This is a genomic window from Azospirillum sp. A26, assembly GCF_042604635.1.
GTDB lineage: Bacteria > Pseudomonadota > Alphaproteobacteria > Azospirillales > Azospirillaceae > Azospirillum > Azospirillum palustre.
The window spans coordinates 2,372,501-2,392,039 of the sequence record NZ_CP170472.1; the positions used below are offsets into that span (position 1 = coordinate 2,372,501).

The 19,539-nt window shown below is 67.2% G+C and carries 21 protein-coding genes; 13 read left to right on the forward strand and 8 right to left on the reverse strand.

Annotated features, from left to right (window positions below; translation table 11 throughout):
- Window positions 1–45: 45 nt before the first annotated feature.
- The 3 genes from ABNQ39_RS11935 to ABNQ39_RS11945 all read right to left on the reverse strand — a co-directional run bounded on the left by ABNQ39_RS11935 (window position 46) and on the right by ABNQ39_RS11945 (window position 2,625).
- Window positions 46–1,005 (reverse strand): lipid II:glycine glycyltransferase FemX, encoded by a 960-nt coding sequence (locus tag ABNQ39_RS11935; RefSeq protein WP_376957805.1) that lies wholly within the window; start codon window positions 1,003–1,005, stop codon window positions 46–48.
- Between the two features lie 30 nt (window positions 1,006–1,035).
- Entirely contained in the window at window positions 1,036–1,896 is an 861-nt protein-coding gene (motA, locus tag ABNQ39_RS11940) for a flagellar motor stator protein MotA (protein WP_098740974.1), read from the reverse strand.
- A gap of 363 nt (window positions 1,897–2,259) precedes the next feature.
- Window positions 2,260–2,625: a hypothetical protein gene (locus tag ABNQ39_RS11945; RefSeq protein WP_376957806.1), complete on the reverse strand. Its 366-nt coding sequence runs from the start codon at window positions 2,623–2,625 to the stop codon at window positions 2,260–2,262.
- A gap of 370 nt (window positions 2,626–2,995) precedes the next feature.
- Here ABNQ39_RS11945 and ABNQ39_RS11950 point away from each other — a divergent pair, with 370 nt between their 5' ends.
- Window positions 2,996–3,571, forward strand: coding sequence for a glutathione peroxidase (locus ABNQ39_RS11950; RefSeq protein WP_376957807.1), 576 nt, complete (start codon window positions 2,996–2,998; stop codon window positions 3,569–3,571).
- 19 nt (window positions 3,572–3,590) lie between these two features.
- Here the strand turns inward: ABNQ39_RS11950 and ccmB are convergent, their stop codons facing one another.
- Window positions 3,591–4,256 (reverse strand): heme exporter protein CcmB, encoded by a 666-nt coding sequence (gene ccmB / locus ABNQ39_RS11955; RefSeq protein WP_098740972.1) that lies wholly within the window; start codon window positions 4,254–4,256, stop codon window positions 3,591–3,593.
- Window positions 4,253–4,945: a heme ABC exporter ATP-binding protein CcmA gene (gene ccmA, locus ABNQ39_RS11960; protein WP_376957808.1), complete on the reverse strand. Its 693-nt coding sequence runs from the start codon at window positions 4,943–4,945 to the stop codon at window positions 4,253–4,255. Before ccmA ends, ccmB begins: the two co-directional genes overlap by 4 nt.
- Before the next feature lie 587 nt (window positions 4,946–5,532).
- Between ccmA and ABNQ39_RS11965 the strand changes: the two genes are divergently transcribed.
- The 5 genes from ABNQ39_RS11965 (at window position 5,533) to ABNQ39_RS11985 (ending at window position 10,657) form a co-directional block, all read left to right on the forward strand.
- The gene (locus tag ABNQ39_RS11965; RefSeq protein ID WP_376957809.1) at window positions 5,533–7,212 is read left to right on the forward strand and encodes a putative transporter; all 1,680 of its coding nucleotides are present in this window, start codon (window positions 5,533–5,535) and stop codon (window positions 7,210–7,212) included.
- A 137-nt stretch (window positions 7,213–7,349) separates the two neighbouring features.
- Complete coding sequence (locus tag ABNQ39_RS11970) at window positions 7,350–8,156, forward strand: ABC transporter ATP-binding protein (protein WP_376957810.1); 807 nt, start codon at window positions 7,350–7,352, stop codon at window positions 8,154–8,156.
- 86 nt (window positions 8,157–8,242) lie between these two features.
- Window positions 8,243–9,097, forward strand: coding sequence for a lysine/arginine/ornithine ABC transporter substrate-binding protein (locus ABNQ39_RS11975; protein WP_376957811.1), 855 nt, complete (start codon window positions 8,243–8,245; stop codon window positions 9,095–9,097).
- Between the two features lie 161 nt (window positions 9,098–9,258).
- Window positions 9,259–9,963: an ABC transporter permease gene (locus tag ABNQ39_RS11980; RefSeq protein ID WP_376957812.1), complete on the forward strand. Its 705-nt coding sequence runs from the start codon at window positions 9,259–9,261 to the stop codon at window positions 9,961–9,963.
- 4 nt (window positions 9,964–9,967) lie between these two features.
- Window positions 9,968–10,657: an ABC transporter permease gene (locus ABNQ39_RS11985; protein ID WP_098740967.1), complete on the forward strand. Its 690-nt coding sequence runs from the start codon at window positions 9,968–9,970 to the stop codon at window positions 10,655–10,657.
- 203 nt (window positions 10,658–10,860) lie between these two features.
- On the opposite strand, the gene ABNQ39_RS11990 is transcribed toward ABNQ39_RS11985, so the two are convergent.
- Window positions 10,861–12,018, reverse strand: coding sequence for a penicillin-binding protein activator (locus tag ABNQ39_RS11990; protein ID WP_376957813.1), 1,158 nt, complete (start codon window positions 12,016–12,018; stop codon window positions 10,861–10,863).
- Between the two features lie 104 nt (window positions 12,019–12,122).
- On the opposite strand from ABNQ39_RS11990, the gene rsmI reads away from it, so the two are divergent.
- From rsmI to gshB, 4 genes are read left to right on the forward strand one after another with little or no spacing between them, the layout of a single operon-like run.
- Window positions 12,123–13,028 (forward strand): 16S rRNA (cytidine(1402)-2'-O)-methyltransferase, encoded by a 906-nt coding sequence (gene rsmI / locus ABNQ39_RS11995; protein ID WP_247872894.1) that lies wholly within the window; start codon window positions 12,123–12,125, stop codon window positions 13,026–13,028.
- A complete protein-coding gene (locus ABNQ39_RS12000; protein ID WP_098740964.1) occupies window positions 13,025–13,393 on the forward strand; it encodes a YraN family protein in 369 nt (122 codons plus the stop codon). The genes rsmI and ABNQ39_RS12000 overlap by 4 nt, the downstream gene beginning before the upstream one ends.
- Window positions 13,394–13,420: 27 nt before the next feature.
- The gene (locus tag ABNQ39_RS12005; RefSeq protein WP_376957814.1) at window positions 13,421–14,263 is read left to right on the forward strand and encodes a SirB1 family protein; all 843 of its coding nucleotides are present in this window, start codon (window positions 13,421–13,423) and stop codon (window positions 14,261–14,263) included.
- A 22-nt stretch (window positions 14,264–14,285) separates the two neighbouring features.
- Window positions 14,286–15,233, forward strand: a complete 948-nt coding sequence (gshB, locus tag ABNQ39_RS12010) for a glutathione synthase (protein WP_376957815.1) — start codon at window positions 14,286–14,288, stop codon at window positions 15,231–15,233.
- Between the two features lie 73 nt (window positions 15,234–15,306).
- Here gshB and ABNQ39_RS12015 read toward each other — a convergent pair whose 3' ends face one another.
- A complete protein-coding gene (locus ABNQ39_RS12015) occupies window positions 15,307–16,176 on the reverse strand; it encodes a LysR family transcriptional regulator (RefSeq protein WP_376957816.1) in 870 nt (289 codons plus the stop codon).
- Between the two features lie 108 nt (window positions 16,177–16,284).
- Here ABNQ39_RS12015 and ABNQ39_RS12020 point away from each other — a divergent pair, with 108 nt between their 5' ends.
- From ABNQ39_RS12020 to ABNQ39_RS12030, 3 genes are all read left to right on the forward strand, one after another.
- Window positions 16,285–16,653: a cupin domain-containing protein gene (locus tag ABNQ39_RS12020; protein ID WP_376957817.1), complete on the forward strand. Its 369-nt coding sequence runs from the start codon at window positions 16,285–16,287 to the stop codon at window positions 16,651–16,653.
- A gap of 94 nt (window positions 16,654–16,747) precedes the next feature.
- Window positions 16,748–17,746 carry a tryptophan--tRNA ligase gene (gene trpS, locus ABNQ39_RS12025; protein WP_376957818.1) on the forward strand — a complete coding sequence of 333 codons (999 nt, stop codon included), beginning with the start codon at window positions 16,748–16,750 and terminating at the stop codon, window positions 17,744–17,746.
- Between the two features lie 13 nt (window positions 17,747–17,759).
- Window positions 17,760–18,449 carry a pyrrolidone-carboxylate peptidase gene (locus tag ABNQ39_RS12030; RefSeq protein WP_376957819.1) on the forward strand — a complete coding sequence of 230 codons (690 nt, stop codon included), beginning with the start codon at window positions 17,760–17,762 and terminating at the stop codon, window positions 18,447–18,449.
- A gap of 7 nt (window positions 18,450–18,456) precedes the next feature.
- Here ABNQ39_RS12030 and ABNQ39_RS12035 read toward each other — a convergent pair whose 3' ends face one another.
- A complete protein-coding gene (locus ABNQ39_RS12035; protein ID WP_085090502.1) occupies window positions 18,457–18,831 on the reverse strand; it encodes a MarR family winged helix-turn-helix transcriptional regulator in 375 nt (124 codons plus the stop codon).
- Window positions 18,832–19,539: the final 708 nt, after the last annotated feature.

A 19,539-nucleotide genomic window follows, 5' to 3' on the forward strand; every position in this document is an offset into this window, starting at 1 on the left:
CCGCTGCGGCCATCATCAGGCAAAGCAGATCAACGACGAACCAGATCAGCGATACTGGCCGACGGTCTCCACCGCCTCGCCACCGGTGCCGAGCTTGAACTCGGTGACGCCGGGGGCGATGTCCGGGTTGATGCCACCGAGGTCGAGAGCGCGGACGCCGCGCTGCTTCAATTCCTGCATCGCTCTCCACAGCACCAAGCGCGTGGCGCCGTTCTTGCGCCCCGCCTCGCTGGCCCAGCTGATCTGACTGGTGGCGCAGACGCCATGACGGAAGAACAGCCAGCAGGCGGCCGGCGTGCTGCCGTCCAGCGCCGTGATCATCAACGCGCCGTCGTTGCGGCCGCCGCCTTTGACCATGGCGTTGCGCAGACGGACCGCCAGCGGCCCGGTCATGGCGCGGAACCCCTTCTCGCGAGCTTGGTCATGCTCCCGCTTCATCAGCCAGGGCAGGTTGTCGGCCTTCCAGTCGACGTCGAGGACGAGACCGGCCTTCTCGGCCCCGCGCAGGCGCTTGCGCCAGTCGCGGGCGAGACCGGCGTGCATCGCCTCCTCGCTCCGCGTCAGATCCAGCCAGACGGTTCGATAGCCGGGGCCGACCTTGCGGAAGCCACAGCGGGCGAGCAGCGCCTCGTTCTCCGGTCCGGCCGGGAGTTCGGGCAGCAGGTTGGCGCGGTTGAGCGGATTGCCCGGACAGGCGCGGCGCAACAAGCGGAACACCGCCTCCAGCGTGTCGGCATCGGGGATCGTGCCGTCCAGCCACAGCGGGCCGCGGTAGCATTGCCGGTCGTGGAACAGCTTCAGCATGCGGCGGTCGAGCGTCTGGACGAGACCGATCGACTCGCCATCGCGACGGATCACGCCCAGGCGCGGCACATGACCATAGGTGCGGCCCATGGCGCGGCCATAGGCGAAGCTCTGCAGCAGGGTGGAGCGGGGAACGCGGGCGAACAGCGCATCCCAATCGCCGACGGTGCCCTCGTTCCAGGCGATGTCGATGTCCGGCATCGGCGTCTTCCGAAGGATCAGGTGGCCGGATCAGGCGGGCGGCAGGGCGGAGGTCGCCTCTTCCACCTGGGCGAAAGTCGGGCGGTATTCCGGTTCCAGCACGTTGCGGGCGTATTCCACCGAAATGGCGGGCGCGTAGCCGGACAAATGTGCGATCAGGCCGGTCTTCATCGCCTGATAGTACTTGCCCTCGGCGTGATAGACGTTCTTGAGGCCGCTGGCGATGGGCGCGAGGAAGCCGTAGGCGACCAGAATGCCGGTGAAGGTGCCGACCAACGCGCCGCCGATCAGCTTGCCCAGCACTTCCGGCGGCTCGGTGATCGAGCCCATGGTGTGAATCACGCCCAGCACCGCCGCCACGATGCCAAGCGCCGGCACGGCGTCGGCCACCGCCTGGATGGCATCGGCGATGCGCTGGTGTTCGTGGTGCATCGTCTCGATGTCCTCGTCCATCAGGTCGACCAGCTCATGCGGATTGTCCGCGCCAAGCGACATTAGACGGAGATAGGTACAAAGGAAGGCGATGGCGTGATGGTCGCCGTAGAATTTCGGGAACTGCTGGAAGAGCGGCGAGTCCTCCGGCTTTTCGATGTGCTGTTCAAGCGCCAGAAGCCCTTTGGTCTTCGCAATCTTGAAGACCTGGTACATCATGGTGAGGACCTCCAGGAAGTCCTCCTTCTTGTATTTCGGGCCTTTGAACAGGTGGCCCAGCTCCTTGCCCGTGTGGGTGACAACCGATTTCGGATTGGCGATGAAAAAGGCGCCGGCACCGGAACCCAGGATGATCATAAACTCGAACGGCATCCACAGCACGCCCATGTGGCCACCGCCGAGGATGTAGCCACCGAACACACTGAAGATCACGATGCCGAAGCCGATCATCACGAACATTCGGTCTCTCCCCTCCCCATACCGACCACGGGCCGCAAGATGCTCCCGGCGGACAGATGGCCGGACATCGGTTGAGTTTCCGTGAATCACCCGAACGGCCTACCGCCTTCGCGACAGGCCGCGCGATCCTACCGATGCGCGAGTGCCCTGTCACGAAAGGACTGAGGAGTAAGGGTTTTCAACGGGTGCAGGGAGGAGGGACGGTGAACGGGTCGCTAGGCTCCGTGCCCAGAGGGCAAATGCACAGTCGGAGCGCGACGGAAAAGCACAGGATGGTCACAGCCCAAGCGGAGCGAGACGACAGCGCAACGCCCCAGCGACCGGATGGACCGGTCAGCCGGGGCGCTCGAAAAGCACAGAACGTTATCGAAGCGGAATGTTCATCTGGACGCTGACGCCCGGCTGCGGGGGCGGCGGTGCATAGATGACCGGGGGCGGTGCGTAGGACGGCGCATAGATCACGCGCGGCGGCGGGGCCGGCACCACGACCACCGGCGGCGGCGCACCATAGATGACGACCGGACGGTCATCATGGTGATGCTTCTTGTGATGGCCCCAGCCATGGCCGCGGCCATGCTCGCCCGGGTCGGCAAGCGATGGCGCAGACAGCGCGGCACCGAGCAGCAACATCGTTCCGGCAACACCGGCGGCCTTCACCGCGGCACGGACAGCCCGGCGCATCGCGGTTCGCTGCATCTGGAGATCCTGCATGGCGGCTCCGGCGTTCATCGACCTATTCTCCTGGGATGGGCTTGCATCGGCAATGGGAAGCTCGGACGCCGGGCGGCCGGCCACATACCCATTTCGATGGGATAAACGCTTATGCTCAGGCTGAGGCTTGACCGGGTGGGACATTTTTGGGCGCTGTGCGGTGGACGGGATTGGGTGAAGGGACGGCGGCGAGGGGTACCGTGCATCCTTATCTATGAAGCTGTTGATCGACGGCGGCCGCCGCTACCCGTCCGAAGGGGCTAGACCGGATGAAGCGCGCAGTCGGATGGCGCCGTCATGATCCGATGGGCACCGGGGCTCGTATCAGGCATCGTATGGGTAAGGATGACCTCATCCCAACCGCCACCCCACCCACCGAGCTGCGCCGATGACCGTCCGAGCCAGACTTCGCACCGTCGCCATGGCGGCAGTCCTTTCCATGATGGGAAGCGCTAGCGCCATGGCCGCAAGCAGCGCTTACGATTTCACCTTCCAGAGCATCGACGGCAAGCCGCTGCCGCTGTCGCAGTTCAAGGGCAAGGCGATCCTGGTGGTTAACACCGCCTCGCAATGCGGCTTCACCCCGCAATACAAGGGGCTGGAGGCACTGTGGCAGCGTTACCGCGACCGCGGCCTGGTGGTGGTCGGCGTGCCGTCCGATGACTTCGGCGGACAGGAACCGGGGAACGCCAACCAGATCAAGGATTTCTGCGAGGTCAACTACAGCATCGACTTCCCGATGGCGGACAAGACGGTGGTGTCGGGCGACAGCGCCCACCCCTTCTACCGCTGGGCGGCCGACGAGCTGGGCTTCCTCGCCAAACCGCGCTGGAATTTCCACAAATATCTGGTGGGGCCGGACGGCAAGCTGGTGTCCTGGTTCTCCACCATGACCGACCCCGAGTCGGACAAAGTGCGCGAGGCAATCGAGACGCTGCTGCCGGAGAAGGCGCCGAAGTCTTAGCGGAGCCGTTGCTCCTGCTCTACTCCACCGCCTGCCGCAGCGCCGCGGCCCCCGCCCAGGGGGCGAGCGGCAGGGCGGCGGCGAGGATGCCGGCAAGCAACAGCAGGTGCGGGCGCGGGGTCAGCCCGTTGATCGCAGCGTCGATGGCGCCGGCGCCGAAGATCAAAACGGGGATGTAGAGCGGCAGGATCAGCAGCGACAGCAGAACGCCGCCCCGTCGCGCCCCCAGCGTCAGCGCCGCCCCGATGGCGCCGATCAGGCTGAGGATCGGCGTGCCCAGCGTCAGGGTCAGCACCAGCACACCGAACCCCTGCGCATCCATGTTCAGTAGGACGGCCAGCAGCGGGGCGGCGACGATCAGCGGCACGCCGGTGACCAGCCAATGGGCCAGCGTCTTCGCCAGCACCGCGGCCTCCAGCGGCAGGGGAGACAGCGAAAGAAGCTCCAGCGAGCCGTCCTCGTAATCGGTCTGGAACAGACGCTCCAGCGACAGCAGCGAGGCGAGCAGCGCCGCCACCCAGATCACGCCGGCGGCGATGCGGGCCAGGATGTTCGGCTCCGGACCGACGCCGAAGGGGAACAGCACCACGCAGAGCACGAAGAACATGACGGCGATGGTGGCGTCCGAGCCCTGGCGCAACGCCAGCCGCAGGTCACGCGCGACAAGGCGCAGGAAACGGCTCATGGCCCGGCCCCTTCTTCCTCATGCCCGTCGCCCACATCCTCATCGCCGGCCTCTTCGTCGGCGTAGGGGGCGAACTCGTCCAGATGCAGGTCCTCGCCGCCGGGGGTAGCGATGTCGGTGTGGGTGGACAGCACCACCATGCCGCCCTGCGCCCGATGTTCGGCGATCAGCCCCTCGAACAGGGCGATGGCGGCGCGGTCGAGCGCCACGGTCGGTTCGTCCAGCAGCCACAGGGTCGCCGGTGCGGCCAGAAGCCGCGCCAGGTTCAGCCGGCGCTTCTGGCCGGCCGACAGGTAGCGGCCCGGCACCCCGGCGATGTGCGGCACCCCAAGCCGGTCGAGTGCGGCCCGCGCGTTGGCGGCGGGATCGGCGGCCCCGGCCAGCGCCGCCCAGAAGGCGAGGTTCTCCGCCGCCGTCAGCACCGGCTTCACCGCGTCGAGATGGCCGACATACTGCACTCTCGCCCGGTGGGCATCAGGGTCGTCGGCGACCGACACCCCGTCCCAGCCCAGCGTGCCGCGCAGCGGCTTCAGCAGTCCGGCCATCACCCGCAGCAGGCTGGACTTGCCGCTGCCGTTGGGACCGAGCAGAACCAGCGCGCCGCCGGGGGCGATGCGGAACTCCAACCCGGTGAAGACCAGCCGGTCGCCACGCAGGCAGGTCAGTTCTGATCCGGCAAAGACGGGCATGGTGACGGGTCGCGCTTCCGGTTGAGGGAGGCGCTGCTATAGCACAAGGCGGTGGGAAAGCCGGAGCGAGAATGCGACCGCCCCAGCGGTCAACCGACGCAGCGGTTCAATGGGCACAGCGGTTCAATGGACGCGGGACAAAAGAAAAGGCCACCGCGAGGGGGTTCTCGCGATGGCCTTGCGTCCGGCCGGGTCCGGCCGGTCGATACCTTGTGGAACGGCTTCGTTCGTCGCAGCGATGGCGCTAGGGGGAACGCCGATGCGCGCGACCTCTGGGGCCGGTTGCTTGGATTATCGTGTAAGGGAAGAAAGTGGCAAAATTTGGATGGAGTTCGAGGAATTGGATGCACCCGATGACGCAACAGGGGCTCCGCAGCGCTGCGCTCCCATGCATGCGCCGCAGCGCCGGGTGCCGGGATTGTCACGGCTAAAGGCTGGACGCTTGTTCTGAATCAACGCCTTGGCCGCTGTCCTGACGCATCGTGGCGCCGTCATGCCCCGCTCGAACGGGGACCGACGCGCCTTTCCGGGTTTCCCCATGATTGCGGCGGCGTCCGCCCAAATCTGTTCAGGAAGCGAGTTGTCCCATGTCGGCCTTCGCAGACATCCTCCAGGCCATGCCGCCGATCGCGCGGGTGGTGTTCATGCTCGGTCTCGTATCGGCGGCGGGCGTGGCGCTCGGCCATATCAAGATCCGCGGGGTCGGGCTCGGCATCGGCGGCGTGCTGTTCTCCGGGATCGCCGGCGGCCACATCGCCAAGGAGGCGGGCATCGCCTTCAATCCGGAGATGATGGACTTCATCCGCGATTTCGGGCTGATCCTGTTCGTCTACACCATCGGCATCCAGGTCGGTCCCGGCTTCTTCGCCGCACTCCGGCGGACCGGGCTGGCGCTGAACGGGCTGGCCCTGCTGATGGTGGGATCGAGCATCCTGCTGACCGCGGTGCTGGTGTCGTCGGGGGCGCTGTCGCTGGGCTCCTCGCTGGGCGTGTTCGCCGGTGCCGTGACCAACGCCCCGGCGCTGGCCGCCACCCAGCAGGTGCTGACGGAGGTCGGGGCCGACGCGGCGGTGATGGCCCTGCCCGGCCTTGCCTTCGCCGTCACCTACCCGTTCGGCATCGCCGGCAACCTGCTGTCGATGGCCGCCGTCCGCATCCTGTTCCGCATCGACCCGGAGGCGGAGGCCGCCCGCTTCGAGGAGTGCCGCCGGGCCGAGGTGTCGACTTTGGAAACCATGGATCTGGCGGTCCGCAATCCGGAGCTTGCCGGCCGGCCGCTCGGCTCCATCGACCTGCTGTGCGGCCAGGGGGTGGTCGCATCGCGCCTGCTGTGCGACGGCAAGCTCTGCGTCCCGCATGACGGAACCTGCCTGAAGCTGGGCGACGTGCTGCATGTGGTCGGGCCACGGCCGAAGCTGGAGCAGGTGCGCGCCCTGCTGGGGCAGGAGTTCGACCGGCCGCTGACCACCAAGGGCACCGACCTGAAATGGGAGCGCATCGTCGTCACCAACAACGGGGTTCTGGGCAAGTCGATCGCCACGCTGAACCTCCAGGATGCCCATGACGTGGTGGTCAGCCGGGTCAACCGGTCGGGCGTGGAGCTGGTGCCGACCCCGGCGCTGAAGCTCCAGTTCGGCGACATCCTGACGGTGATCGGCCGGCCGGACAGTCTCTCCGCCGTCGGGCAGATCTTCGGCAACTCCACTCGCAAGCTGCAGCAGGTGGAGATGATCCCGATGTTCCTGGGCATCGCGCTGGGCGCGGCGCTGGGCGCCATCCCGATCTTCCTGCCGGGGATGCCGGCACCTCTGCGTCTTGGCCTTGCCGGCGGGCCGCTGATCGTCGCCTTGATCCTGGGCCGCATCGGCCATGTCGGGCCGCTGGTCTGGTTCATGCCGCCGGCCGCCAACCTGGCGCTGCGCGAGATCGGCATCATCCTGTTCCTGGCCGTGCTGGGCATCGCGTCCGGCGACCGCTTCGTCGCCACGCTGGCCAGCGGCGCCGGCTGGCCCTGGATGATGTGGGGCGTGCTGGTAACGCTGGTGCCGCTGCTGCTGACCGGGCTGGTCGCGCGCGGGCTGATGAAGCTGAACTTCCTGACCATCTGCGGCGTCCTGGCCGGCGCCCAGACCAACCCGCCGGGGCTGGCCTATGCCAACGCGCTGGTCGCTTCGGAGGCTCCGGCTCTGGCCTATGCCACCGTCTACCCGCTGGCGATGTGCCTGCGTATCCTGGGGCCGCAAATTCTGGTACTATTGTTGTGGTAACGCACCATTTTCCGACACAAGCGACGCAACGCGCGCGGCGTGTGAAATCCGCGTTGCGGAACCCCTGCGCCCCGGTCTAGCCTGTGCCGTAATGGTCAGACCATAACCAGCCTCCACAACCCAGCCGGTTCTCCCGCATGCATCGCCATCCGCCCGTCAGCGATTCCGCACCCGCCGCCGTCGCCGTGGAGGATTTGCACAAGCGGTTCGGCGAGCTGGAGGTGCTGAAGGGCGTGTCGCTGACCGCGCGCGAAGGCGACGTGATCACGCTGATCGGCTCGTCCGGCTCGGGCAAGAGCACGCTGTTGCGCTGCATCAACATGCTGGAGATCCCGGACGACGGCCGCGTGGTGATCGGCGGCGAGGCCATCGCGCTGAAGAAGACGCGCGGCGGCGCCAGCGTCCCCGCCGACTCCCGGCAGGTGGAGCGCATCCGCACCCGGCTTGGCATGGTGTTCCAGAGCTTCAATCTCTGGACCCACATGACCATCCTGCAGAACGTGATCGAGGCGCCGGTCCATGTGCTGGGCGTGCCGAAGGCGGAAGCCATCGACCGCGCCCGCATGCTGCTGGACAAGGTCGGCATCTTGGCGAAGGCCGACAGCTATCCGGTCCAGCTTTCGGGCGGGCAGCAGCAGCGCGCGGCCATCGCGCGCGCGCTAGCCATGCAGCCGAAGGTGATGCTGTTCGACGAGCCGACCTCGGCGCTCGACCCCGAGCTGGTCGGCGAGGTTCTGCGCGTCATCCGCCAACTGGCGGACGAAGGCAACACGATGATCCTGGTGACGCATGAGATGGGCTTCGCCCGCGAAGTGGCGTCCAAGGTGGTTTTCCTGCACCAGGGGCGGATCGAGGAGGAGGGGTCACCCGACAAGGTGCTGACCAACCCCGACTCGGACCGGGTGCGGCAGTTCCTCTCGCGCCATCTGTCCGGCGCGGCGTGAGGGGACGAGGCAGAGGGCAGGACCGGACCGTCAGAAACAGCCCGGCTCCCAACAGGGGCCAAAGAACGGGCGAACCGAACAGAGGAGTGTGTTCCTTGAAAAAGATCGTTTCGGCCCTGGCGCTCGGCGCCATGATGGCCGTCGCCGCTGCCGGCGCCGCCGGCGCGAAGGAATGGAAGACGGTCCGCATCGCCAGCGAGGGTGCTTATCCTCCGTGGAACGCCACCGACACCTCGGGCAAGCTGACCGGCTTCGAGGTCGACCTCGGCAACGACCTGTGCAAGCGCATGAAGGTCACCTGCGAGTTCGTCGCCCAGGATTGGGACGGCATCATCCCGGCCCTGCAGCAGGGCAAGTATGACGCCATCATGTCGGCGATGACCATCACCGAAGAACGCAAGAAGGTCATCGACTTCTCGGTCCCCTACGGCACCGAGCCGTCGGTCTTCGCCGTCGTGACCGGTTCGCCGCTGGCCAAGGCGCTGAACCTCGGCGCCGACCGCGTCGACCTGAACGACCAGGGCAAGGCCAAGCCGGTCCTGGACAAGCTGGCCGAGGCGCTGAAGGGCAAGTCGGTCGGCGTCCAAGTGTCGACCATCCAGGCCGACTTCATGGACAAGCATCTGCCGAAGGTGACCATGCGCACCTACGACAAGATCGACAATGCCGGCATCGACCTGGGCTCCGGCCGCGTCGACGCCATGCTGGGCGACCGTTCGGTCGTCGAGGCGGTGGTGAAGGCCACGCCGGACAAGATGGTCATCGTCGGCCCGAACTTCATCGGCGGCGTGATCGGCGAAGGCATGGGCGTCGGCCTGCGCAAGGACACTGCCGACCTGAAGGCGATGTTCGACAAGGCCATCGGCGAAGCGCTGAAGGACGGCACCGTCAAGAAGCTGAGCACCCAGCATTTCGGTTACGACATCTCGCCCACCAAGTAAGGGGGCGAAGCAAGGCGGACCCCAGGTCCGCCTGTCTGATCGGTACGGCGCCCGGCGGCCTTCACGGCGACTGGGCGCCAGTCGTTCAGTAACCTCCGTTCGCTGACCCCCGTCCGGCCGGCGCTCCGCGCCGCGCCCGGCGGGCCTTACCGGGCGTGCCAATGCTGGAACTCCTTTCCTTCGGTCCCAACGGCTGGGGCGGACAGCTGCTGATGGGCACCGCGATGACGGTCGCGGTCGCCGTGTCGGCCTTCGCCTTCGGCATCCTCGTCGGGTCGCTCGGCGCCTCGGCCAAGCTCAGCCACTCCCTGGCGCTGAATGTCGTGGCCGATGTCTACACCACCATAATCCGCGGCATCCCCGAACTGCTGGTGATCTACCTGCTCTTCTTCGGCGGCAGCGGCGTCGCCACCTCCATCGCCTCGGCCTTCGGCTATGACGGGCGTGTCGACCTGAACGCCTTCACCATCGGCGTGCTGGCGGTCGGGCTGATTTCCGGCGCCTACTCGACCGAGGTGATCCGCGGCGCCGTGCAGTCGGTCCCCTTCGGCCAGATCGAGGCGGCGCGCGCCTGCGGGATGAGCCGCTGGCTGATCCTGCGCCGGGTGCTGGTGCCGCAGACGCTGCGCTTCGCCCTGCCCGGCCTCGGCAATGTCTGGCAGCTGACGCTGAAGGACACGGCGCTGGTGTCGGTGACGGCGCTGGCCGAGCTGATGCGCATCACCCATCTGGCGGCGGGTGCCACGCGCCAGCCCTTCCTGTTCTACAGCACCGCCGCCGTGCTGTACCTGATGCTGACAACCATTTCGACGGCGCTGTTCAACCGCGCCGAAATCTCCGCCAATCGCGGCGTCCGGAGGGCCTGAGGCCATGAACTGGCAACTGATGTGGGACAGCCTGCCCCGCATGCTCGGCGGGCTGACGCTGACGCTGCAGCTGATCGTCGGATCGCTGGCTCTGGGGGCGCTGGTCGCCTTCGGCGTGGCGTTGCTGCGTCTGTCGGGCAACCGCGTGGTGGAGACGCTGGCGGCGGCCTATGTCTTCGTCTTCCGCGGCACGCCGCTGCTGGTGCAGATCTTCCTGGTCTATTACGGGCTCGGCCAGTTCGAGTTCATCCGCGACAGCATCCTCTGGCCCTTCCTGCGCGAACCCTACTGGTGCGCCATCCTGGCGCTGACACTGAACACCGGCGCCTACACCAGCGAGGTGCTGCGCGGCGCCATCCTGTCGGTGCCGCAGGGACAGGTGGAGGCGGCGCGGGCCTGCGGCATGTCGCGGGCGCTCGCCTTCCGCCGCATCGTGCTGCCGGTGGCGATCCGCCAGATGCTGCCGGCCTACGGCAACGAAGTGATCCTGATGGTAAAGGCGACCTCGCTCGCCAGCACCATCACGCTGATGGAGGTCACCGGCATCGCCCGCCGTATGATCGCCCAGACCTTCGCGGTCTTCGAGCTGTTCATCGTCGCCGGCGTGATCTATCTGGTGCTGAACTTCATCGCCACCCGCCTGATCAAGTTCGCCGAATGGCGCCTGACCCCCTACCTGCGGGCGCGGGCGTAAGTAAGGATAGCGTCGCACACGTCCTCTCCCACCCGGAGGTTTTCCGCCTTCTTCCTTGGAGAGTAAGGCCGGGGTGAGAGGGACACACGGCGACCATCCCTGCATATCCTTACTTCGGAAACGAAAATGCCGCGGTCCGTCCCGATGACGGCCGCGGCGTTTTCGTTTCCAACCTCTCTTCCCGGAGGAGAGAGCGTGTCTCCTTACTGCCCGAGCATCTCGAAGGACGGCGGGGCCGGGTCGACCACGCGCGACCCGGTCGGCGTGATCTCCATCACCGCCAACCCGCGTTCGACCATGCCGTCGGCACGCAGGCGGAACAGGCCGTCCAGCCCCTCGAAGCCGTTCGGGTTGGTCATCGCCATGCGGTCGAAGGGCACCGGACCGCCGGTGCGGGTCAGCACCGCGGCGATGGAGGTGGCGTCATAGGCCAGCGTGGCGATGCGCGGCGGCTTGCGGCCATAGACCTGCTCGAACTGCGACTCGAAGCGAGCGCGGGTCTGCGGGGCCGGTGCGGCATAGAGCGCGCCGACCAGCGCCGGCTCCTGCCCGAGCGCCCCTTGCGAGGTGTCGTCCCACAGGCCGGTGCCCAGCAGCTTGACCTGCTGCGGCTGCACGCCGTTGGCGGCCAGCGCCTGGGCGATGCCCTGGGCGCGCTGCCCGCCTTCAGCCAGCATCAACGCCTGCGGCTGCGGGGTTTCCTGGGCCACCTGCTTGGCCGGGATCGACAGGTCGGTGACCGCCGGATCGTAGCGCTCGACCTGCGTGGTCATGGTGCCGAGCTTCGGTGCGATCTGCTGCATAGCATTCACCACAGCATCGCCATAGGGCGAGCGCGGCGCCAGCACGGTGAAGCGCGTCGCCCCGTGGGAGCGGGCATAGCCGGCGACGCGGTTGACCTGATCGGCCGGGACGAAGCCAAGCACATAGGTGCCGTTGCCGGCCTGGGTGGCGTCGTTGGTGAAGGCCAGCACGTCGACGCCCGCATTCTGGGCGATCGGCCGCACCGCGGCGACGTCGGCGGCGAACAGCGGGCCGATGATCAGGCGGGCGCCCTCGGCCAGCGCCTGGCGCGCGGCGTCGGCCGCCCCGCTCGGCGTGCCCTTGGTGTCACGCGGCAGAAGCTGCAGCTGGTCGCCGGCCATGTCGAACAGCGCCATCTGGGCGGAGTCCAGCATGGCCTGGCCGATGGCGGCGCTCTGCCCGCTGAGCGGCACCAGAACGGCCACCTTGATCGGGCCCTGCGCTTCCGGCAGGGGAGCCACCGGAGCCGGAACCGGTTGCGGCGCTTGTGCCACCCGCGGCGGCGCGCTTACAGTCGAACAGGCCGACAACAGGCCGGCGACCAGCAAGGCTGCCACGCCGTGACGTTTCAGACCCTGTGAGAAAGCTGTTGCCAAGCGTGCCACCAATCGTCTCCACATCTGCTGAAACGGCCGCCGATACCGAAGGCGAGACCCAAGGCATGGTCCCCACCGAGCCGGCCGAAAGTGGCGCTCAAGGTAGCCCCCTCGCCGCGCCAAGTAAACTCGCGGGCGGGCTGTATGTCGTCGCTACCCCCATCGGAAACGCCGCGGACATCACGCTGCGCGCGCTCGACACGCTGAAGCGGGCCGACGCCATCGCCTGCGAGGACACGCGCGTCACCGCCAAGCTGATGGGCATCCACGGCATCCACACCCCTTTCGTCTCCTACCACGAGCACAACGCCGCAAAGATGCGTCCGATCCTGATCGGGCGCATGAAAAAGGGCGAGGCCATCGCGCTGGTCACCGACGCCGGCACGCCGCTGGTCTCCGACCCCGGCTACAAGCTGGTGCGGGAATGCGTGGCGGAGGGGGTGGCGGTGACCACCCTGCCCGGCGCCTCGGCCCCGCTGGTGGCGCTGGTGCTGTCCGGCCTGCCGACCGACCGCTTCCTGTTCGCCGGCTTCCTGCCCAACAAGAGCAGCGCGCGCCGCGCCACCGCCGGCGAGCTGAAGGGCGTGCCGGCCACCCTGGTCTTCTTCGAATCGCCGCAGCGCCTGCCGGAGTCGCTGGCCGATCTCGCCGACATCCTGGGTCCGCGCGAGGCCGCCGTCGCCCGCGAGCTGACCAAGCTGTACGAGGAGGTGCGGCGCGGCACACTGCCCGAGCTGGCCGCCCATTACGCCGAGGCCGGACCGCCGCGCGGCGAGGTCGTGCTGGTGATCGGTCCGCCGGGAGAGGAGGCGACACCCGGCGAAGCCGATGTCGACGCCCTGCTGCGCGAGGCGCTGACCCGCCTGTCGGTGCGCGATGCCGCCGCCGATGTCGCCGCCCGCACCGGCCAGCACAAGCGCACCGTCTATGCCCGCGCGCTGGAACTACAGCGGGAGGAACGGACGAAATGACCGACCTGGATGCGCGGCGCCTGCGGGCCGAAAGCCTGGGCCGCCGGGCGGAAGCGCTGTGCCGCCTGTCGCTGCGGCTGCGCGGCTACCGCATCCTGGCCAGCCGCCTGCGCACGCCGATGGGCGAAATCGACATTGTCGCCAGACGCGGCCAAACCATCGCCATCGTCGAGGTGAAGGCGCGCGGCGACTGGGACACCGCCAACGAGGCGCTGAACGCCCGCCAGCGCGGCCGGCTTGCTCGCGCCGCCCATGCCTTCCTCGGCGCCAACCCGCGCTATGCCGGCTATGTCTTGCGCTTCGACGTGATGCTGGTTACCCCTTGGGCTTGGCCCCGTCATCTGGTCGATGCCTGGAGACTGTGAGGGGATGAATTTGAGGGGGCAACAGTCTTGAGCAACCGCGCGGAAGCCCGCGAAATCCTGCGCCGCATCGGCGACCAGCCGGACGACGAGATCGATCTGGCCGAAGCCGCCCTGGCCCTGGGCGCGCTGGAGTTGCCGAGCGCCGACCTCGCCCCCTACCGCGCCCACATCCGCGCCATCGTCGAGGATCTGGCCGCCCGCGTCGCGGCGCAGGATCCGGCCGCAGACAGGCTGGAACTGCGCATTGCGCACCTGCACGCCGTGATCGGTGAACGCCACGGCTATTCCGGCGACCACGACACCTACGACGACCTGCAGAACGCCAACCTGCTGCGGGTGGTCGATCGCCGCCGCGGCCTGCCGGTGGCGCTCGGCATCCTCTACATGCATGCCGCCCGTTCGCAGGGCTGGCCGATGGTCGGGCTGAACTTTCCCGGCCATTTCCTGGTCCGCATCGAGAAGGACGGCGCCCGCGCCATCCTCGATCCGTTCAACGAGGGGCAGACCCGCAGTGTCGTCGACCTGCGCGACCTGCTGAAGGCCACCGCCGGCAGCGCCGCCGAGCTGGAGCCCGGCCATTACCAGCCGGTGTCGAACCGCGACGTGCTGCTGCGCCTGCAGAACAACATCAAGCTGCGCCACCTGTCGGCGCACGATGTGCCGAAGGCGCTGGAGGTGCTGGAGGCGATGCGCCTGTTCGCCCCACACGAGCCGGCGCTGTGGCGCGAGACCGGCCTTCTGGAAGCCCATGCCGGCAATCTGAAGGACGCCATCACCGCGTTGGAGACCTTCATGGCGCTGACCGGCGACGACCATCACCGGCATCAGACCGCCTCGCTGATCCAGCAATTGAAGAACCGCCTGAACTGACCCCGTTCCAGAGGGACCCGTCATGAGCCTCGCCGTCGCCTTCCAGATGGACCCCATCGAGTCGATCAACATCGACACCGATTCCAGCTTCATGATGGCGCTGGAGGCGCAGAAGCGCGGCCATCGCCTGTACCACTACCACCCGCGCGATCTGATCCTGACCGGCAACCGTCTGACCGCCCGTGTGCGCGAGATGACGGTTGTGCGCCAGCGCGGCGCCCACTACACGCTGGGCGAGCCGGTTATGACCGACCTGTCGACGATGGACGTCATCCTGCTGCGGCAGGACCCTCCCTTCGACATGGCCTACATCACCTCCACCCATTTGCTGGAGCATGTGCAGCCCAAGGTTCTGGTCGTCAACGACCCGGCCGAGGTCCGCAACGCGCCGGAAAAGCTGTTCATCACCAAGTTCCCCGACCTGATGCCGCCGACGCTGATCACCAGCGACAAGCAGGCCATCCTGGACTTCCGGGCCGAGCACAAGGACATCATCGTCAAGCCGCTGTTCGGCAATGGCGGCGCCGGCGTCTTCCACCTGAAGCCGGACGACGAAAATCTCGGCTCCCTGCTGGAGATGTTCACCCAGCTCTACCGCGAGCCGGTGATCGTGCAGAAGTACCTGCCGGAGATCCGCCAGGGCGACAAGCGCATCATCCTGGTCGACGGCGAGCCGGTGGGCGCGGTCAGCCGCATGCCGCTGGAGGGCGAGGCCCGCGCCAACTTCCATGCCGGCGGCAGCGCCAGGAAGACCGAGCTGACCGCGCGCGAGCGCGAGATGTGCGCCGCTATCGGCCCGGTGCTGCGGGAGAAGGGTCTGGTCTTCGTCGGCATCGACGTGATCGGCGACTACATGACCGAGATCAACGTCACCTCCCCCACCGGCATCCAGGAGATCAACCGCCTGAACGGTGTTCAGCTGGAAGCCCTGCTGTGGGATGCCATCGAGCGCCGTCGCGCGACAAAGTAAAAAGCGCCGCCGCGCAGGCAAGTAAGGATAGGGCGCCACCGGTTCGAACGGGCGGGCTGGAGTGCGGAACCGGTCAGCCCGCCCGCTTGAACCGGGCGAAGGCGTCGCGGATTTGCCGGGCCAGTTCCGCCGCCGCCAGTGAGGGCGTGCGGACCGGCCGATGCAGCGTGACGGCGAAGGACGGCAGGTCGGGAAGACCGCTGTCCGCCGGCAGGATTTCCAGATCGGGCGGCACGGTGAAGGCCAGCCAGGCCGAGACCGCGAGATCCATCCGCACGGTGGCGAAGGTGGCGTCAAGGCCGCCATTCTCGAACATACTGCGCCAGTCCCGCCCCTGCCGGCGCAGCGCCGCCATCACTGCCGGCCGGAAGACGCAGGTTTCCACCACCAGCGACAATGGCAGCGGGGTCGCGGCATAAGCACTGCCACCGCGCGCACCGACCCAGACCAGACGGTCGATCAGCAGATGCTCGCCCTGCGCCGCCTCCACCGGCTCCTCGACTAGCGCAAGGTCGAGATCGCCATCGCCGATGCGGCCCGCCAGTTCGGGGGACGATCCGCAGATCAGCGTCAGCTCGACCTTCGGGAAGGCAGCGGTGAAACTCCGCAGCATCGGAGCGATGCAGGGAGCGACAAGGTCGTAGGGAACGCCGATCCGCACCGGCCCGTCGATGGCGCCGCCGGTGATGTCTGCCCAAATCTCGTCGTTCAGCGCCAGCAACCGCCGGGACTTCCCCAGCAAACGCTCCCCCAACGCGGTCGGGCGCAATCCGCTGCGGTCACGGATGAACAGGGGGCCGCCAGCCAGCGCTTCCAGCCGGGCGATCTGCTGGCTGACCGCCCCCTGCGTCAGGTTCAGGTTCTGGGCCGCCGCCGTCATGCTGGCGTGGTCGGCGACCGCGGCGAAACTGCGCAGCAGGGTGGTGTCGAGGTTTCTGGGCATTGCGGCATTATGGATACTAATGATCCCCATCTCCACTATTGGTTATCTAAGAGATCGGCTGAGCGTTATTCCGGTTCCGTCCACATCACGACCGGAGAAGCCGTTCCGATGATCCCTGCCCTCAACATCGACGCCGCACTCGACGCCCTGACCGATCACTGGTCGCCCAAAGTGATCGCGCGGGTGAACGACCAGTATGTGAAGGTCGCCAAGCTGAAGGGCGAGTTCGTCTGGCACCGCCACGATGATGAGGACGAACTCTTCCAGGTCATCCGTGGCCAGTTGCGCATCCAGTTCGAGGATGGCGGCGAGACGCTGCTGTCACCGGGCGAACTGTGCGTGATCCCACGGGGAGTGATGCACAATCCGGTCGCCGACGAGGAATGCTGTATTCTGCTGATCGAAACGGTGACGACGAAGCACACCGGCGATGTCGAGACGCCGATGACCCGCTCCATCGCCCAACAGCTGGCCTAGGAAAGCGGGCGCGGCTGCGGCGCGCCGCGCCTTGACCGGCGGACTTCGGGGGGCGATAACTGCCGCCTCCCAGAGTTTTCGAGCGAGACCACCCGTGAACCGCATTTTCTCCGGCATGCAGCCGACCCGGCAGCTTCACCTCGGCAACTATCTGGGGGCGCTGCGCAACTGGGTGGATCTGCAGAACAGCTACGAGTGCATCTTCTGCGTCGTCGACCTGCACGCGCTGACCATCGACCAGGATCCGGAGGTTCTGCGCAACAACATCCGCGAGGTCACCGCGGCCTACATCGCCGCCGGCATCGACCCGGACAAGAACATCCTGTTCAACCAGTCGGTGGTTTCCGGCCATGCCGAGCTGGGCTGGATCCTGTCCTGCCACACGCCGCTGGGCTGGCTGAACCGCATGACCCAGTTCAAGGAAAAGGCCGGCAAGCAGAAGGACATGGCCAACCTCGGCCTCTATGCCTACCCGACGCTGATGGCCGCCGACATCCTGCTGTACAAGGCCACCCATGTGCCGGTGGGCGAGGACCAGAAGCAGCATCTGGAACTGGCGCGCGACATCGCCGGCGCCTTCAACCGCCGCTATGAGACCGAATACTTCCCGCTGCCCGAGCCGCAGATCCTGGGCGAGGCGACACGGGTGATGAGCCTGCGCGACGGCAAGAAGAAGATGTCGAAGTCGGACGAGTCCGAATATTCGCGGATCAACATGACCGACGATGCCGACACCATCGCGCAGAAGATCCGCAAGGCTAAGACCGATCCGGAACCGCTGCCGGAAACCGTGACCGAGCTGGAGGCCCGTCCGGAGGCCGACAACCTCGTCACCATCTATGGTGCGCTGGCCAGCCAGTCGCGCGAACAGGTGCTGGCGCAGTTCGCCGGGTCCCAGTTCTCCGACTTCAAGAAGTCGCTGGTCGACCTGTCGGTGGACAAGCTGGCGCCGATCACCACCCGCATGAAGGAACTGTTGGCCGACAAGGCAGAGATCGACCGGCTGCTGAAGAAGGGCGGCGAGCGCGCCGCCGCGATTGCGGAAAAGAACCTGAACGACGTGAAGGACATTATCGGCCTGCTGCGGCCGTAAGGATAACTTTCCCGTGACGGCCCCCATCCTGATCACCGGCTTCGCGCCGTTCGGGACACCCCCGGACGGCGAAGCGGATCCTTCCGCCGCCGACCATACCTCCACCGATCATCCCCCCACTGTCCATCCCTGGACGGCCGATCCGACCGCCCTGCTGATGGAGCGGCTGGCGGGAGAGCCGGGGGTCGTCACCGCCACCCTCCCCCCCCTGTATGACGCCTGCGGCGAGGCCTTCGCGGACCTACTGGCGGAACACCGGCCGCTGGCGGCGCTCGGCTTCGCCTATCTGGAGTCCAGCGACTACATCCGGCTGGAACGGTTGGCCTGGAACCGCGACGAAAGCCCGCTGGCCGATGCGGCCGGCACGGTGCGGGACCATGCCGATATCGTACCCGACGGGCCGACCGCCTATGGCAACACCCTGCCGGTGCCGCGGGTGATGCGGGAATTGTCGATGGCCGGACTGCCGGTGACCTTCGGCGATTTTTCCGGCGGCTTCCTCGGCAACCATCTGTTCTACCGGGCGCGCCATATCATCGAGAGCGCCGGCCTGGACGTGCCCTACGGCTTCTTCCACATGCCGCCGCTGCCCGAACGGGCGGCAACGCTGCGCCGCTTCGGCGGTCTGGGTCTGGAGCTGCAGGAACTGGCGGTGCGCACGCTGGTGGGCATGCTGCGACGGGCGCTGGACGGGATCGCTTAGATAAGGATCAGGCCGTCCTGGCGGGACGGCGCTGCTCGGGCGGGTTCACGATGGCGCGCAACGCGTCCAGGAACTCACGGCCCTTGTCGGTCAGGGTGACGATCTTGCGGCGGCGTTCGCGCGGATCTTCCTGCGCCTGCACCAGATCGAGGCCGGCCTTGCCGAAGCTGTGCCAGCGGCTGAGCGCCGCGACGTTGCGCGACGCGGAGGATTGGGCGATGCCCAGGCGTTCCGCCAGTTCGCCGATGGAGATGCCTTCGCTCTGCGCGATGGTCATGAAACTCAGCGCATACTGGATGGGCAGATCGGGGTCGAGCTTGCGGAACGCCTCAAGCACCTGGACGACGGTAAGGACCTCGTCATGACGAACGCGGGCCGGCATTCAGCAGGTCTCCGCGGCGCCGCGCGCTATGCAGCGCGGGAGGGTGGTCCCCAGCGGGCCGGTGTGTAGATGATGTTCAGGCGTCCAAGCCATAGGATGACTTCCCCGTTTTCACGCCTCAGGTCGAAGGACCCGGCCGGCGATGCCCAGCGGGCGTGTTCAACGAAGAGACGGTGACCGCAAAAACCCAGAAAGACACACATGGGATCCTCTCGATATCCGGAATTCACGTTCGAAGGCTGCGGGAAGAAGGCGGGCCGGCTGGGCTTGATTGGCGGCCATATGGGCGGCGGTGATGGCCGGATCGCCCGATCGGCGAGTCCAGGCAGTGGCTACGATGGCTTTCATCGAAACTCTCCAGGGGTTGAGTGAAGGCCGGCGTGAGAGGCCGGCGGATCCGGTATCGCCGGTCAGCGATACGGTTGCAAGGTCAAAAATGTCCGCGCGTCCGATAGGTTCCGATCGCGGATGTGAAAAGGCGGAAGACGGCAGGCGAGTGGAGGCTCTTCGCCGTCTCCGGCGTCTCCGTCCGTCAATCCGATGTCGCGCCGCAAATGGTCGCACAATCGGCCCGGTCCCGAGGACAGCCCGGAATCGAGCCAGCGGCTCCGCAACGCCGTCCACAAGGTCGGCATGATCTGCTCCTTTAACCGAGAGGCACCGACGGCCGGGCCTCTGTGACGAAATAATTCCGCGTGCGGATGTGTT